Origin of the sequence: Paenibacillus sp. FSL R7-0048, assembly GCF_038004505.1 — a bacterium.
Lineage (GTDB): Bacteria > Bacillota > Bacilli > Paenibacillales > Paenibacillaceae > Paenibacillus_AQ > Paenibacillus_AQ odorifer.
Window position 1 is genome coordinate 980,559 of the sequence record NZ_JBBORF010000001.1, and the last position, 14,601, is coordinate 995,159.

Annotated in this window: 11 protein-coding genes; 5 read left to right on the forward strand and 6 right to left on the reverse strand. The window is 45.7% G+C overall.

The genetic code is table 11. The features are described from left to right. Positions 1-111: 111 nt before the first annotated feature. Positions 112-1,080, reverse strand: coding sequence for a metallophosphoesterase family protein (locus tag NSQ91_RS04255; protein WP_076305085.1), 969 nt, complete (start codon positions 1,078-1,080; stop codon positions 112-114). Between the two features lie 116 nt (positions 1,081-1,196). Further along, the gene (gene bglX / locus NSQ91_RS04260) at positions 1,197-3,356 is read right to left on the reverse strand and encodes a beta-glucosidase BglX (RefSeq protein WP_076305086.1); all 2,160 of its coding nucleotides are present in this window, start codon (positions 3,354-3,356) and stop codon (positions 1,197-1,199) included. A 643-nt stretch (positions 3,357-3,999) separates the two neighbouring features. Here bglX and NSQ91_RS04265 point away from each other — a divergent pair. The 5 genes from NSQ91_RS04265 (at position 4,000) to NSQ91_RS04285 (ending at position 9,542) form a co-directional block, all read left to right on the forward strand. Then, entirely contained in the window at positions 4,000-4,944 is a 945-nt protein-coding gene (locus tag NSQ91_RS04265) for an ABC transporter permease (protein WP_305953532.1), read from the forward strand. Positions 4,945-4,972: 28 nt separating this feature from the next. Beyond that, positions 4,973-5,869 (forward strand): carbohydrate ABC transporter permease, encoded by an 897-nt coding sequence (locus NSQ91_RS04270; protein WP_076105429.1) that lies wholly within the window; start codon positions 4,973-4,975, stop codon positions 5,867-5,869. 80 nt (positions 5,870-5,949) lie between these two features. Further along, positions 5,950-7,527, forward strand: coding sequence for a DUF3502 domain-containing protein (locus NSQ91_RS04275; RefSeq protein WP_076105428.1), 1,578 nt, complete (start codon positions 5,950-5,952; stop codon positions 7,525-7,527). Positions 7,528-7,595: 68 nt separating this feature from the next. Then, positions 7,596-8,618 carry a LacI family DNA-binding transcriptional regulator gene (locus tag NSQ91_RS04280; RefSeq protein WP_036686912.1) on the forward strand — a complete coding sequence of 341 codons (1,023 nt, stop codon included), beginning with the start codon at positions 7,596-7,598 and terminating at the stop codon, positions 8,616-8,618. 36 nt (positions 8,619-8,654) lie between these two features. Then, a complete protein-coding gene (locus NSQ91_RS04285; RefSeq protein ID WP_076279882.1) occupies positions 8,655-9,542 on the forward strand; it encodes a sugar phosphate isomerase/epimerase family protein in 888 nt (295 codons plus the stop codon). An 87-nt stretch (positions 9,543-9,629) separates the two neighbouring features. Here NSQ91_RS04285 and NSQ91_RS04290 read toward each other — a convergent pair whose 3' ends face one another. The 4 genes from NSQ91_RS04290 to NSQ91_RS04305 are packed head-to-tail and all read right to left on the reverse strand — an operon-like array spanning position 9,630 to position 14,599. Beyond that, positions 9,630-10,409, reverse strand: coding sequence for a spermidine synthase (locus NSQ91_RS04290; RefSeq protein WP_081387266.1), 780 nt, complete (start codon positions 10,407-10,409; stop codon positions 9,630-9,632). Next, positions 10,381-11,880: a response regulator transcription factor gene (locus NSQ91_RS04295; RefSeq protein ID WP_076194378.1), complete on the reverse strand. Its 1,500-nt coding sequence runs from the start codon at positions 11,878-11,880 to the stop codon at positions 10,381-10,383. The genes NSQ91_RS04290 and NSQ91_RS04295 overlap by 29 nt, the downstream gene beginning before the upstream one ends. A gap of 17 nt (positions 11,881-11,897) precedes the next feature. Then, on the reverse strand, positions 11,898-13,730 hold the full coding sequence (locus NSQ91_RS04300; protein ID WP_076130665.1) for a cache domain-containing sensor histidine kinase: 1,833 nt from the start codon (positions 13,728-13,730) through the stop codon (positions 11,898-11,900). Between the two features lie 35 nt (positions 13,731-13,765). Continuing rightward, entirely contained in the window at positions 13,766-14,599 is an 834-nt protein-coding gene (locus NSQ91_RS04305) for a carbohydrate ABC transporter permease (protein WP_076130664.1), read from the reverse strand. Positions 14,600-14,601: the final 2 nt, after the last annotated feature.

The window sequence follows — 14,601 nt, forward strand, 5'->3', positions numbered from 1 at the left end:
GATGTAATGGGGAATATGGAGACAAGCTAATATTTGCACAAAAAAATGAACCAGCGTAACATCTGCGCACTGGTTCATTTAATCACTATTAAAATTTAATCCTATAAAAGATTAATGTCCTGAATCGGCAGCAGGTTCAGGCATATGCATCGGCTGTTCATTTATAACGGATCCGTCATCAAGACGAAGCCAGGTATTGAAGTCTTGAGTGCCTTTGACCAGTTCGATGACGCGTGCTCCCCGCATAAAGCCTTCTTTTCCATAAGTATTGTAGCCGGTAGCACGGCCATAAGAAAGACGTATGCCATACAGATTGCCGCTAAAATCGTTGATATGGTCATGTCCGCAGAAGGTGCCAAGCACATCACCCATTTCCAGCAAAGCTGAGAATAAGCCCGAGTTCACCTCAGGTGAGCATACACGCTCAAACTTATGCCCATGACAGACTTGTGTAGACCAGACATCCCGATATTCGGGAATTGGAATATGGAAGAAAGCCAAGGCAGGCAGCCTGTTCTCAGCAGTCTTCGGATTCAGCCGCGCAGATTCAGCCGTCAGCCAGTTGATCTGATTCCGCCCAATCCAATTGTAGCCCGGGATATCCTCATACTCGGAGTAGCCGCCAGAGTCCAGAAAATACAAAATAGCAGCCGAGTCGTCCTCCTGATCTTTAATTTCAAGAGTGTAATTGCCCGAGCCTTCCAGCTCTTCTGGACCGGCTTCGGTCAGGCAGTGGGGATGTTCCAGGGCAATTTGCATCAGTTCACTCTTTGAAATCAGAGTTTCTGTGTCATGGTTGCCAAATACAAAGGTCCAAGGGATGCCGGATCTCTCCACGGCAGCGACAGCCTCACGAAAAGCTTGTGCGGGGTGCTCGCATGCCTTGTTTCCCGGTGATACAGGACCCGTGTAAATAAGATCTCCCGTGAAAACCACAAGATCAGGTTGTTCCGCATCCAGAATGCGTTCCATCAGTGCCTCGGTAAGCTGATCCTCAGCTCTTCCATCCATCCAGTGCAGATCTGTAAATTGTACGATTTTAAAAGTGCCATCTTGCTGAAATGATAAACTGTGTCTCATTAGAATAATCTCCCTTACTATCGAATATTGAATAGCAAGCTGTGGAGGCGCCAACCCCTCATTGCGCCAAGAGGGCAATAAGGGCTGACGTCGTTAGAAGCATAGCTATACGCAGGTCAGCAGATCCAGATCCGCTGAGTGCAATGATCTCCAGAGTTTCTACCGATCATAATATCATATTCCCCAGGCTCGAAGACCAACTGATCGTCTTTTCCGTAGAACATTAACATTTCTCTGGTGATTTCGAAGGAAACCACCTGTTTCTCATGCGGTGCGAGTGTAATCTGCTGGAAGCCTTTCAGTTCCTTGACCGGGCGCACGACACTTGCGCTGACGTCGTGGATGTAGAGCTGAATGGTTTCCTTGCCGGCGATGTCCGAAGTATTCTCTACTTCAATGGAGGCAACCACCCGATCCGCAGCTTCAACATTGAAGCTGTTGTAAGCAAACTTGGAATAGCTCAGGCCATAACCAAAACAGAACAGCGGGTCATTCGGGCAGTCCAGATAACGGGTCACGTAACGCACATTAGGATACATAGGATCATAAGGACGTCCCGTTTGATAAGCATTGTAGTAGACAGGAATTTGCCCAACCGAGTAGGGGAAGCTCATCGATAAACGTCCGGAAGGATTATAATCTCCGAACAGCACATCGGCCAGCGAATTTCCTGACTCTGTACCCAGAAACCAAGCCTGCAGCAGAGCGTCGCTGGCATCAAGAACGGGTTTCAGCTCCAGTGGTCTGCCGCTGAATACAATGGTGACGACCTTTTTTCCGGTATCCTTCAGACGCCAGATCAGCTTCTCCTGATTGGCTGATAGGCGGAGATTGGATTTGCTTCCGCCTTCCCCGGTATCCTGCTGGTTCTCACCGACAGCGGCGAGAATTACATCACAATCCTTCAGCGCCTGGTAGGCGTCTTCAATTTCATCCTCCACATCAAAAACACCCTCAAGCATGCTTCCCAGCTCACCAGTCATGGCCGTAAAAATATTTTCGGCAGATGTTTTTTGCGAAAGGCCGGTGTAGAGTGATACAGCCGGATCTTTTTCTGTCCCGGCCCAACCGCCCAGCACATGAATGGAGGTGGCGAAAGGACCAGCCAGACCAATCTTCATGCCACGTTTAAGGGGCAAAGCATCATTGTCGTTTTTGAGCAGTACAACTGAGCTAGCTCCAAGCTCCCGTGCGGCCTGCAGATGCTCCGCGCTAGGTTTCGGAGCCTCATCCACCAGCGGATCTGCATCCTTGAATGGATTATCGAACAAGCCAAGCGCGTCCTTGAGCTCAAGCACCCGGATGACGGCTTCATCGATCAAGGCGATATCAAGCTTTCCTTCCTCGACCAGAGCAGCGCCGTGGTTTAGATAGTGAGTGGACATCATCTCAATATCCAGCCCAGCAGCCAGACTTTTCTCGGCTGCCTCACGGCCATCTATTGCGGCGCCATGGGGAATCAGCTCATTAACGGAATTGAAATCGGCGATGGTAACGCCGTTGAAGCCCCATTCTTCCCGTAAAATCCCGCGAAGAAGCTCGGAATTACCACTTGCCGGGATACGGTCAATGGTATTAAATGCGGCCATCACCATGGCCACACCAGCATCTACGGCAGCCTTATAGGCTGGCAGGTAGAACTCACGCAATACGCCGGAAGACATATCCACCGTGTTGTATTCCCGTCCGCCTTCGGGAGCACCGTAACCAGCGAAATGCTTCACACAGGCAGCGATGCGTCCTTTTTCTTTTAGGTCCTTGCCCTGATAACCCCGCACCATACTTTCGGTGACACGGGCATTCAGATAGGGATCCTCACCAGATGTCTCCATGACGCGTCCCCAGCGCGGGTCGCGTACGAGATCAGTCATGGGCGAGAAGGTGACGTGAATGCCGGCAGCCGCACTCTCCTTGGCGGCGATTTCAGCAAACCTTTCACAGGCTTCAAGGTCAAAGCTGCTGCCCATGGCCAGCGGAATCGGGAGGATGGTCCGGTAGCCGTGAATGACATCCGCCATGAAGAGCAGAGGAATCTTTTGTCGGCTGGTTTGCAAATGTCGGGTCTGTTGCTCGATTACATTCCGGGCTCCAATACCGTTCAGAACACTTCCGATGCTCTCCATTACCTGCGGCTTAATATTCAGTTCCTTAAATGGACCAGTTAAATCCACGGTATCGTCCAAACCCCAATAGTGAGGACCTAGCTGGGTTAATTGGGCCAGCTTTTCGTCCAGGGTCATATCGTTCACAAGATCTTGGATAAACGTTTTAGTCATGGTTAACTCCTTCCTCGTGAGCGCATTGAAAGTTAGTTTGTTAAATAGATGTGTAGTTCCCCGCCGGGCAGCGTAAGCATGATTTTATTAGCAAAACTTACGTTAGATAGGCGATAAGGATGGGAGTGAACCGTTTACTCTCCTGGCACACAGCTCCGAGATGCGGAATGGGCCTGAGCTATAATCAGGTTCATTTGTTGTGAAAATCATAGCATTTCTCTCTTCGGATACAGGGCTGAGGCATAAATTAAATCAGAAGAGGATTGCATCATTAAGATGTTACATATGGAGACTGACATGTCTATGAAAGAAAAGTATAAAAACGTTTCCACAAACGATACACCTCGATATTAGTCTGAACACCAAAAAAAGTCAATCGCCTTTAGAAAAACAGCTAATTTATATTTTTTTACGTGAAATATGTAACTTTAGTACTTGTAATTCAAAAATAAAATGAATTGACAGCGCATACATTTTGGGAGTATGCTTCTCACACAGAGAGTTTTACAGAAACACTGGAAACGTTTCTACAACGCTCGATACACTTTTTTATGAAGGTTGGGCAAACTGTTTTTATTCTGGCTGCTGGACAAGAAAGGAAGGTAATTTATGCATGTGACTGAATGCATCTTTCAAATTGGAGGTGGGCACTTTGGCGAGACTGAAGCTTGTGGGTGGAAACATTGTTCGGGAAGTCATTAAGAACAAAGTTCTTTTTCTAATGTTGCTGCCTGTAATCGTATATTTCGTTATCTTTCACTATGCTGTAATGCCTGGAGCTTACGTCGCATTTGTAGATTACAAGCTCAATAAGGGGATTTTTGGAAGTAACTTTATCGGCCTTAAGAACTTTGAGTTTCTGGTTCAAAATGGGGATCTATGGAATATTACCAAGAATACGCTGCTCTATAATATCGTCTTTCTGGCTTTAGGTAATATCATTCAAATAGTATTTGCCATTATGTTGTCTGAGATCTCAGGCAAGTGGTTCAAAAAAATATCACAATCCGTTATCCTGTTACCGAATTTCATCTCCATGGTTATCGTCGGTGTGTTTGCCTACAATATATTCAATTTCAATTCCGGGTTTATCAATACGATGTTAACTGGAATGGGGCTAGACCGTTACGAGTTCTATTCCGATCCGGGCATCTGGAAATATATTATTGTGGCTTTCAAGATCTGGGCGGGTACCGGATATGGAATGATTGTTTATCTGGCAACGATCACAGGGATTAATCATGATCTGTACGAGGCTGCTTATATGGATGGAGCGACTACCTGGCAGCGAATCCGTTATATGACCTTGCCGATTCTGAAGCCAACCTTTATTCTGCTTCTACTGTTCGGTATGGGTGGAATTCTCAAGGGATCCTTTGACCTTTTCTATAATCTGATCGGTACGAACTCTGTACTGTATCCGCAGACAGATATCATCGATACCTATGTCTTCCGTTCACTGGTGGGACAATTCAACTTCTCTATGGGTGCCGCAGTGGGCTTCTACCAATCCTTATTCGGTCTGATCCTGGTGCTTGTAGTTAACTTTATTGTACGCAAGGTAGAACCGGACAGCGCTTTGTTCTAAGACTAGACACGAAACAGGGGTGATAAATATGGAAAAGAGTACAATCAAACAGGATTCCGGAAGCATTCTCATAAAAGCAGTCAGTTATATCTGTATCGCTATCTTTGCGCTATTCTGTTTATTTCCCTTCGCGTTGATGATCTCCTCATCGTTCATGAACGAGCAGGAAATTGTTCGTGAAGGCTACAAGCTGCTGCCGAAGGCATTTTCCTTTAAGGCTTACGAGATGCTATTCAACAACTCTACTCAGCTGGTGAATGCTTATCAGGTAACTATCTTCATCACCGTAGTGGGTACGGTACTCGGACTGTTTATGATGTCGATGGCCGGATTCGTGCTCAACCGTAAGGATTTCAAGTACCGCAACTTCTTTTCCTTCTTGATTTACTTTACAACACTATTCAGTGGCGGCTTGATTCCGACATACATCCTGATGGTTAAGCACCTGCATATGAAGGACAGCTTATTCGCCATGATTCTTCCGGGTGTAGTTGGTGCATGGTCCATCTTCCTGATGCGTAATTTCATGAAGGCGATTCCGGATTCCTTATATGAATCCGCTACCATTGACGGTGCTGGCGACTTTCGCATCTATTGGCGGATATTTATTCCGCTGGCGGTTCCATCCTTGGCTACTATTGGGCTTTTCTCAGCACTAGGCTTTTGGAATGAGTGGTATAACGGGATGTTGTATATTGACAGTCCGACGAAATATCCGCTCCAATACTTTTTGCAGCGAATGGTCAATCAGACGAACTTAGGAGCGTTAATCAACTCGGGAGCGGTCATCAATACTGCTGATCTTCCGACGCAATCCATCAAGATGGCTACAGCTGTGCTGGCCACTGGACCGATTATTCTCCTGTATCCATTTGTACAGCGTTATTTCGTAACAGGCCTCACCATCGGGGCTGTAAAGGGTTAATGGACGCAATCTTCTTTTCGAAGAGCGTTTATTATAAATGAAAGTTTCATAAATAGAAGAGAAAAGGGAGGCTTACCTAAATGAAAGGTAAAAAGATCGCGTCTTCTTTAATTGCTGTCCTCATGCTTACTGGAGCACTGACAGCCTGCACATCCAAGAACAACAATGAGCCGAGTAATGATCCGGCAGCCACGAAAGCTCCAGAGGCTTCAGCCAATGCAGGCGGAGTGGATACTTCCAAGGAAGCTAAGCTGGTGTACTACCTGTGGGGCAGCGAAGGAGTTAAAAATAAAGAAATCCTCGCTGAGATTAACAAGAAGCTCAAGGCTGATCTAAACGCTACGATTGAAGTGAAGTATATTGACTGGCCGGATATCGCTACTAAGTACCCGCTGCTATTTGCTTCAGGCGAAGAATTTGATATGTCGCATGCATCTCCCGGAGCTCCGGTGTCTTATTTCACATTGGCTAGTGAAGGCGCTCTAGTGGACCTTACAGATATGCTGGATAAAGTTGCTCCTAAGCTAAAAGCGGAAATCCCGGAAAGTGTGTGGGAGAATACAAAATACAAAGGCAAAATTTATGGTGTACCAAGTCTTTATAGCGAATACACACCTGCCGGTTATGCCTATCGTTCTGACTTGCTGAAGAAATATGGAATGGACAAAATCACTTCCATTGATGATATGGTTAAATACATGGATAATGTGGTTGCTAATGAGTCCTTCCCACCAATTAACGGCAAGGCAGAAGATGCAGCCAATATGTTCAGAATGCTCGTAGATACTACAGGGATGTGGCTTAACGCTCCTGGTATATCTTTGAATGAGCTGAATCTTGTGACCAAAAGTCCAGAGGACTACAAGACCGTCTTCCATCCAGCCTTCACTCAGGAATTTGAAGATTGGGCTGTGAAGATGCGTGAATGGGCGGATAAGGGTTACTGGAGTAAAGATGTGCTGTCTGCGACCCTAGGCAGCAAGGATAACTTCAGAGCAGCTAACTCCGCAGGTTATTTGACTCATGCTCAGGACTGGATCGGCCAATACGGTGCGGATTTGAAGGCACAACCGGAATCAGATCCTTACTTCTTTACTTTTGCGGAAGCTAATAAGAAGATCAAACGTAAGATGGGCGTTGACAACTCGACTGTAATCAGCACGAACTCAGCTAATCCAGAGCGCGCTCTGATGGTGATCGAGAAGTTCATGACCGATGAAAGCTACTACAACCTCATCCAAAACGGTATTGAAGGCAAACAATATGTGATGGAAAATGGTGTTAAAAAGCAGCCTGCAGGCTTCAACGATAAAACGGACGGCGGAGGTTTCGCTGCTTGGTCACTTCGTAATGACAAATTCGTAGTTCCTACGGATACAGAAAACCCAATCCGTAACTCCTTATTCGCAGAATGGGATAAAGTGGCTATCGATGATCCTTACAATGGCTTCAGCTTTGATCCAACCAATGTTACAACTGAAATTGCTTCGATTTCCAACGTGAATTCACAGCTTGGTATTCAATTGATGCTTGGTAAAACAAGCAAAGATCCAAAAGCAGCTGTTGCAGAGTACCGCGATCAGCTGAAAAAAGCAGGAGTTGACAAGGTCATTGCCGAAGTAGAGAAGCAATTGGCTGCGTTTGTTCCTGTCAACTAAAGAAAGTTAAGGGGTGTAAGGGAGCTATAATTCGATATAGCTCCTTTACCCATAAATGGGGGAGTAAAGTGGATGTAAATATCAAGGATATCGCGCGGATTTCCGGTGTGGGCATCTCGACGGTCTCCAGGGTAATCAATAACAAGGGACCGGTGAGCAAGTCTACACGTGAGAAAGTGATGAGTGTGGTTAAGGAATACAATTATATTCCCAATTCCAACGCGCGGAATTTGAAAACTACACAATCTAAGAACATTGCACTTATGGTCAAGGGGATTACCAATCCTTTTTTCTCTAATATGATCAGAGAAATTGAACGGCAGGTCAATCTGCGGGGCTACCCGTTTCTTATCCAGCAAGTAGAGGATGGGACCGATGAAATCAATGCTGCAATTCAACTGGTGAAGGAGAAGAATCTGTGCGGGATTATCTTCATGGGTGGAACCTATGATCATTCTGAAGAGAAGTTCAAACAACTGACGGTTCCGTTTGTGCTGACAACGATCACCTCAACGCAGGAGGTGAACCCGCTTATTTTTTCCAGCGTTATTATCAATGAAACGAAGGAAGCCTATAAGGCTACCAATTATTTGATCTCATTAGGTCATACGAATATCGGCTTTTTAGCCAAGTCTCCATTATTGGATGAAACCACGGGCAACCGGCGGTATTTAGGCTACAAAAAAGCACTCGAAGAGCAGGGTCTGCCCTATGATTCAGGGTTGGTTGAGGATTGTGAATACAGTCCCAGCTCGGGATTTAATGCTGCGCGAAGACTGCTCAACAAGAACAAGGGAATTACAGCTATATTTGCCGCTTCCGACACAATTGCCATCGGTGCTGCCAAAGCGGTGCTTACCGCGGGGTTATCTATCCCTGATGACATTTCGATCATTGGCTTTGACGGGATCGAGATGGCTGAATATTATCATCCTTCTCTTGATACAATCAGCCAGCCGGGTACGGAAATGGCCTTATCCAGTGTAGGTGTTCTGTTCGACCTCATTTCCGGACGATCAAACCATCAGCATATTGTCTATGATGCGGTATTGCTCAAGCGTGGTTCCTGCAAGATGATTAAACCTCGTTAAGATCACACTATAAACCTTTATTGGAGTGGAACCCAAATGCAAGATACACTGAGAATAGGTACGATTGTTCGTGGTGGAGAAGCCGTTAAGGTCATTCCACAAATTGTGGGGCATGGATTTGAATCATTTAATCTGAACTTTTGGCAGACCACCGGCGAAACCGATTTGATAGAAACGGCTGCACGACTGAGGGAGTTAGCTGCTGAACATGATTTTGTCATCTCTTCTGTGGGCATCTATGGCAATCCGCTCGCAGGCAGCGGCGACAATGCCGACACGTTGGCCAGCTGGGAGCGGCTGATTGATCATGCACATTTATTTGGCACAGATATTATAGGCGGCTTCACTGGCCGATTGCCAGGTTTGTCCATTGATGAGTCCATCCCGAAGTTTACAGAGGTGTTCGGAGAACTGGCGAAGAGAGCGGCAGATCGTGGCCTGCGGATTGCTTTTGAGAACTGCGCTATGGGCGGAAATTGGAAGAGCGGAGAGTGGAACATCGCTCACAATCCTTCGGCCTGGGAGAAGATGTTCAATGCCGTTCCGGCGGATAATCTGGGATTGGAATGGGAGCCTTGCCACCAGATGATCGCATTGATTGATCCGCTTCCGCAGCTGCGCAAATGGATGGATAAAGTATTCCATGTGCATGGCAAGGATGCGACCATCGCTTGGGACATCGTCAAGGAATACGGTATTCATGGCCCCAAACCTTATGTATGGGACCGGACCCCTGGCTTCGGGGATACCAATTGGGTAGATGTAATCACCATCCTGCGCCAAGCGGGTTATAAAGGTACGATTGATATCGAAGGCTGGCATGATCCAGTGTATCGTGATGAGCTGGAAATGACCGGCCAGGTGCATGCATTGAATTACTTGAAATATTGCCGTGGTGGCAGCTTTGTGCCTAATCCGGTTTAAATGGTGCCGTATGAAAACAACCCAAAAATGACCTCGAAATCCACAGTGAAGTGGAGGATGAGGTCATTTTTTATAGTTAATCCTGATTTAATCCTGAATCAGATATCCTTGTCCCAGCTGTATTTCTTTGAAGCCAGCCAAATGGCGGGCTTGAAAGCGGATAGGGGTGCTGCCGCCAACCATAATGATATTTTGGATATCGGCGGCCCCTTCTGAAGGCAGGGAAAAGGCTCTGATATAGGCGTACTCTTCGGCTAGCGTTGTATAAATCGCGTTGATCAGCGGGTCATGTTCACCTTTTCCCATTAGATTCATGAGAATATATCCGCTTGTGTTCAACTTCGAACGGGTAATACTGAAAAATTCACGGGAGATCAAATGCCTTGGTGTACCAGCGGCAGTAAAGGCATCCAAAATGATGTAATCATATACCTGCGGGGCTTCGCCTTCAAGGATCTGACGTCCGTCACCGATCACTACGTTATCTTGACTATATCCAAAGCAGCGGCGGCTTAATTCGACTACTTGTTTGTCTAGCTCGGCTACTTTAAATCTTTTATCCGGAAAATGTCCGGCAATTGTTCCAATTCCATGCCCAATAAGAAAAACATCCTCAAAAGAGGGGAGGTTGAACTCCATGAAGTGAATGATGGCCCGCGGATATTCAAAGAGAATTCGTTGCGGGTCATTAAGATCCATCGCACCTTGAGTGGCATGATTCGAGAACTGCATAACACGGAAGGAGCCTTTTTCACCATATAGTTCTGTTGTGTCGTAGACGGTTATTTCATGATTTTCGCTATTTCTTTGAAGCTCTGAATGCAAGTGATCGATCTCCTTATACAATACTAATTCGTTTATATTCATTGGGTGTAACCCCGACAACACGTTTAAAAAGCTTGTTGAAGTAGGCGGGATCGCCATATCCAACCTCTGCCCCAATCTCGTGAACCTTCAGGTCGGGAGCATTCTTGAGCAGATGTTTGGCTTTGCGCAGCCGAATTTCCGTGATGTAGTCCGTCAGTGTAAGTCCGGTCTCTTGCTTGAACAGCTTGCTTAAATAGCTTGGAGTCAAAAAAACCATATTTGCCAAAGTGTTCAGATCTGCATGCTGATTATAGTTAGCGGATATCCAGCGTTTTATGGTTTCTATGGCTGTGCCGGACATCTCCAGACGATGGGTTCTGATTTCGGTCAGAATGTTTGTGAAATGAGCGGTAAACATCTCCTCAATGTCGCAAAAGCTCATACTGGACGCGATTCTGTCGTCCAACCTGAGGTCGGGAACACTTTTATTGCGGGCCTCGAATTCTTGCAGTTCCTTTTGTGCAGTTTCTTCAACCCAGCGACAGACCCGGAGAATTTGGTCAGGACCGGCTTGTTGTGCTTTCAGCACTGAGAACAGGTCATGAATCCATTCTAAGACGCCTGTCACATTCAGAATCTGCAGGTTATGGATCAGCGGTTCTCTAATTGTATTAAAGTGATCCAGGAGGTTCATCTCCGGCTGTTGAATGTTCTGAATATTCGCGTAATGTACAGGCTCCGGATTATATATGCCCATGTTGCAGGCTTGTTTAGCATCTAGGTATGCCTGTCTAAGCTTGGATACCTCATTATAACAACCGCTGGTACCTACATGTAGGATCTTTCCGTGTGCAGATATCCGCATAATGTCACCGATATCTTTTAAATCGTTGTCTGACAGCGGCTCAGCAGAATATACAATCCAGACGTAGAGTCCTTTTTGAATCTCCAAGCTGTCGAAGCTCAACGCCTTCTCTTGCCGCAGACTGTCTGCGCAGGAGCAGACGGTTTCTCTGGCGCTCCCTTTGAGGACAAAGACCGAGAAATAAGGCTGGGGCAAGGTAAGGCTGGATAATAGGAGAGGGGAAGAGGGCTCTTCGATATGTAAGACTGTCAATAAAAGCCCGGAACGGTGGCGTTCTTCCTTGTCGCGCGCGAGCTGCCGTTCTTTGTCTAGCCGATAAAGCAGCTCGAACAGCTGCTCTTTATTAATTGGTTTTAATAAATAGTCTACAGCTGAGCTGCGGATGGCTTCTCGGGCATAATTAAATTCAACAAATCCACTCATTAGAATAGAGTAGATCTGCGGATGGGTGGCTTTTAACTGTTTAATCAGCTCCAAGCCATTGATTTGCGGCATACGAATATCTGTAATCACAACATCAAGTTGAAGTGTGCTTAACTTATCTAATAGATGTTTTCCGTCGGAGTAGGTGCCGATGACCAGAAATTCGGCGCTTTCTTTACTGATCATTCGGGCCAGTCCTTCGCGGATTAAGATCTCATCATCCACAATCGCAATACGCAGCAATCTGAGCAGCCCCTCTCCTAAATAAATTCATCTTCACTGAATTTAGCGTTAATATCCGCAATGCGCAGGGTAACACGAGTGCCGATTCCAAGCTCACTCTCAACAAGCAGACCAAACGAACTGCCGTAATGCAGGCGAATTCTTTCATTTACATTTCGTAGTCCAATCCCGAACCTTTCATTGTCCGTTCCAGTCTGCAGACTATTGTTTAAGGAACGAAGGGTGGCTTCATCCATACCGATCCCATCATCTTCTACACAGAATACGGCATCTCCATGCTCGCTCCATGCGGTGATGCTCAAGGTGCCCGGTCCTACCTTTTGATCCAAACCGTGAAAGACAGCATTTTCTACGATCGGTTGAAAGACAAGCTTAATAACAGGAAGATGAAGGAATTCGTCCGGCACGTCGATGTTAAGTCTGAACTTGTCTGGGAATCGGATTTCCAACAGCTGATAATAATTTCTCACATGATCCAGCTCTTGTCTAATTGTAACAGCCTCTTCGTTTCGGACAATGCTGTAACGCATTTGAAGCCCAAGTAAATAGGTTAGCTTCGCCACACGTGGATCATCATTGCTCTCTGCAAGCATGCGGATGGATTCCAGCGTATTATAAATAAAATGGGGATTAATCTGGTTTTGAAGCGCCCGCATATCAGCCTTTTGCTTCCGTTTCTCCGTGATAGACACTTCTTGTAACAGATCTTTGATCCTTATGATCATCCGATTAAAATGACTGCCCAGCATCCCAATCTCATCATTATATTTGGAATGCTGCCAGACATCCAGATTACCATGCTGCACTCGTTTCATTAAGCGGACCAAGGATTTAAGGGGTTTGGTCAGGGCATGGGAAATTATAGTCGCAACAAAAAGTGCAAAAGCAATGATAATCAGTGTGGTCAAGATAAGCGTATTACGATTCTTTTGTACAGGGGACAGGATACGTGTTAAAGGAATCGTAACCATAGTGGTCCACCCGGTCTGTTTCGAGACGGTATACACTGCAAGATAAGACTGGCCATTCAAGTCTATTTGAAAATGATCCTGCTGCTGATTTACTTGCTGCAGCAACAGCTTTGTATTCAGAGTTTGTGTATCGGCAGCCAGATTCGGAACCGCGGAATCTTCACTGGCATAAATCAGATCTCCATTGTTATCTACAATGAACGTGTTTCCTTGCGTAACTGCATTTACGGGATCGATAATGCCCTTAAACAGATTGATGTCTACATCGAAAACGAGAATTCCTATATTCTGTAATGTGCTTACAGAGTTAATCGTACGCAGAACACTAAAGACCTCTTTATGGACATTCGAGTTGGTGCGGATCGTATGTCTGCCCTGAATGACAGGCGCTGCTCCGGCATCTTCACTCATGGTTCTCCATTTGGCTAATCGTTCCTCTGGATACAGTTCATTAATTCCAGCGTCTTTATCATAAAAGACAGAACCGTACTGATCCACCAAATACACGGCAATGATCTCTTCCTTAGTATGATTCAAATAGCTAAGGAACATCGCCATGCCCGTATTTTTTTCCCAGTCGGTATTTTGCTGTGTCAGGTAGACTTGCACATCGGTGTTATACAGCGGCAGGGCTGTATATCTTTTGAGGTCGGCAATATATCGGTCGATGGTATCTGAAGCATTCGATGTCATTTGACCCGCACCGTCAGTCGCATTCACAAGAACCGAGTTGAACATGGAGCGGGACGATAGATAACTTACATAAGTGATCGGCAGAGAGATCAGAAAGACAAAGATAACGATCAGCTTGCGCTCCATCGGTAGATTGGCAAGGAACAACCACATTTTGCGTAAAGTTAACCGGATGTATGATAGCATTTGCGTTGTTCCTTTCCTGTAATAAGCTACCTACCTTATTTGACCGCTCCACTGGTTACGCCTTCAAAGATGTAACGCTGCAGGAAGAAATATAGAATTACTGTTGGCAGCAGGATAAGCAGAATAGCCGCACAGATTAAATTCCATTCCCCCGAATTGACCCCTTGAAAACGCATTAGGATCGTCGTAACTACACCAAGGCTTTGTTTCGGCATGTAGAGGTAAGGGATGTACATGTCATTGTAAATGCTAATGGTTTTCAGAATAATCAAAGTAGCCGTAGCTGGCGTAAGTAAAGGGAAAATAATCGACCGATAGATTCTGAACAGAGAGGCACCTTCTACCATCGCACTTTCATCGAGATCCACGGGAATATTACGGATAAATTGCAGATATAAAATAATTTGAATTACATCCGCTCCAATATAAAGCACGATCGGGGCGCCAAGTGTATTGTAAAGCCCCATGCTTTTGATGATACCAAAAGTCGCTACTTGTGTCGTGATACTAGGAATAATGGTGGCTACTAGATATGCACCAAAGACTACGGGTTTCAATTTGAAAGAGAAGCGTCCCAATACAAATGCTACCATAGTGCCGAACAGAATGTTCAGAATTAAAGTAATAGCTATAATGATTAACACATTACCAAATCCGTTAAGTAGACCCCCACGCTGGAAAACGGCAGTGAAATTATCGAAATTCAAAAAGCTTTTTGGCAGTGCCATGGAGCTGCTGCTGTTAAATTCGTCAGTGGATTTAAAGGCATTGACGATGACCACATACGGAGGAAAGAGTACAACAAATACGCCGATAAGCAGCGAGAAGTATTTAATAACATCTGTGAAGCGAAATTTGGAGTATGTCATAT